This window comes from Candidatus Jordarchaeum sp. (assembly GCF_052745115.1).
The window spans coordinates 1-1,865 of the sequence record NZ_JBRAKS010000523.1; the positions used below are offsets into that span (position 1 = coordinate 1).

Consider the following 1,865-nt stretch of genomic DNA (forward strand, 5'->3'; position numbering starts at 1 on the left):
GGAACCGAACACCATTTAGGCGGTGTCCTAAATGGGTAAGTTTCGGACAACGGTTGGCTTACTCATGACGGAATGTGGTTTTATACTACTTACAGGGAGCTTGGAATAGATCTGTCCAATAGATTGAATGAAGAAGCGATAAAATCAATGTCGTACTTTGAAGTTGAAAGAACGAAAAGAATTCTAGATGTTAAAGAAACAGATATTGATTCATTTGAAGAAATGACAAAATTGTTACAAACGACGTTAGAATTAGTTTTACCGCATTCAATTTTTAGTAAGGCTCGTTTCAGTGTATCTTCAAAAAATATTATCCACTGGGAATGGGAAAATAATGAATGTTTTGCGTATAAAGGGATGCAAAGGCTAGGAATAATAGAGCAATATAAATGTGGGGTAATTTATAGAATTGAATGCTGGCTAAACGCTCTGGGAATAAAATTTACTGTAAATCCAAAAATTGAAAACTGTTTAATGGTTGAAAAAGGGTGTTGTGAAGGGGATTTTATTTTTTATTTTTAGTATAGAAAGTTTAATAACAAGATTATAAGTTAACCTTTTACTATCTTTGGGCTCAATTTTATTAATAAAATTTGGGAAGTTGTGGCGTTGTCGGAAGATGTTTATGAGCGATTGAGGCAGAAGATGAACGTTTGGCCTATGAAGGCACCGAAGAGTAAGTATATGTTGAAGCTCTTGAAGATTGTTTACTCGCCTGAGGAGGCGGAACTGGTCTCTTCGGCTTTCAGTTTCCCATTTGTTGATGCAAAGACCGTGGAGCAGGCGGCTGAGCAGCTCGGGCGTGATGTAGATTATGTAAGGACTGTTTTTGAGCGGTTAGCGGATAGGGGGGCTCTCTTCGAGTTTACAGGCAGAGAGGATGGTAAAGCTTATTATAGCATGTTGCCCTTTGCGGTGGGTCTCTTTGAGTTTTATCTTGATGATGGTGTGGTGACGGATGATAAGAGAGAGTTTATGAGAGTGTATGAGGAGATGCATCACAGTTGGGGACACGAGCTGGGAGCTTCAAAATATCCTTTGACCAGAGTAATTCCTGTGGAAGAGAAATTGGATGTGGAACACGAGATATTGCCCTTTGAGAAAGTGAGCGAATATGTTGAGAATGCGAGAAGCATCGCTGTTAATCCTTGTGTGTGTAGAATGAGTGCAAATCGATGTGACAAGCCTATAGATGTTTGCATAAGTTTCGACGGCTTTGCGGATTATCGTGTGAAACACCGCCAGGGGAGATACGTTACCAAGGAGGAAGCCCTTGAAATCTTGAAAGTTGCTGAGGATAATGGACTGATTCATACTGTAAGCAATCAGCAGGATAAGCCCCTTTTTATCTGTAATTGCTGCACCTGCTGCTGTGGAATCATGAGGGGATTATCTGAACTTCATAATCCCAGAACCTTTGCCAAATCTAATTTTATGCCCCAAATTGATAGAAATGTCTGTAAACTCTGCGAAAAATGTGTTGAGGTTTGTCCTTTTCAGGCAATATTCCATCACTACCCACATAATGAGGATCTTTCTGATGATATGATTATGATTTTAGAGGAGAGATGTGTGGGTTGCGGAATATGTGCTCACCAATGCCCACATGATGCGATTACCCTGATTAGAGTCCGGGAGGAAATCCCGGTTAAAAGAGGAAGAGACGCTGCAATGAAGTTTGAAGCAGAGAGAATTCACTAGAATATTTTGGGGAAAATTTCAGACATATAAAATCTGAAAAATTACAGTATCTAGACTATTATCATTTAAAACTAAAGAGTAAAGTAAATTTAAGGTCTAAAGAGAATTTATGAAGTATTTGGAAAAATAGATTCTTAATGACCTAAATGTTTTTTAGATTTGCT

1 protein-coding gene and 1 pseudogene are annotated in these 1,865 nt (G+C 38.6%); both read left to right on the top strand.

Features of this window, described 5'->3' with window-relative positions:
* Positions 1 to 63 precede the first annotated feature (63 nt).
* Positions 64 to 522, top strand: a pseudogene (locus ACUVXA_RS20435) (hypothetical protein); the annotation flags it as partial.
* A gap of 87 nt (positions 523 to 609) precedes the next feature.
* Positions 610 to 1,701 (top strand): ATP-binding protein, encoded by a 1,092-nt coding sequence (locus tag ACUVXA_RS20440; protein ID WP_445873139.1) that lies wholly within the window; start codon positions 610 to 612, stop codon positions 1,699 to 1,701.
* The last annotated feature ends 164 nt before the right edge of the window (positions 1,702 to 1,865 follow it).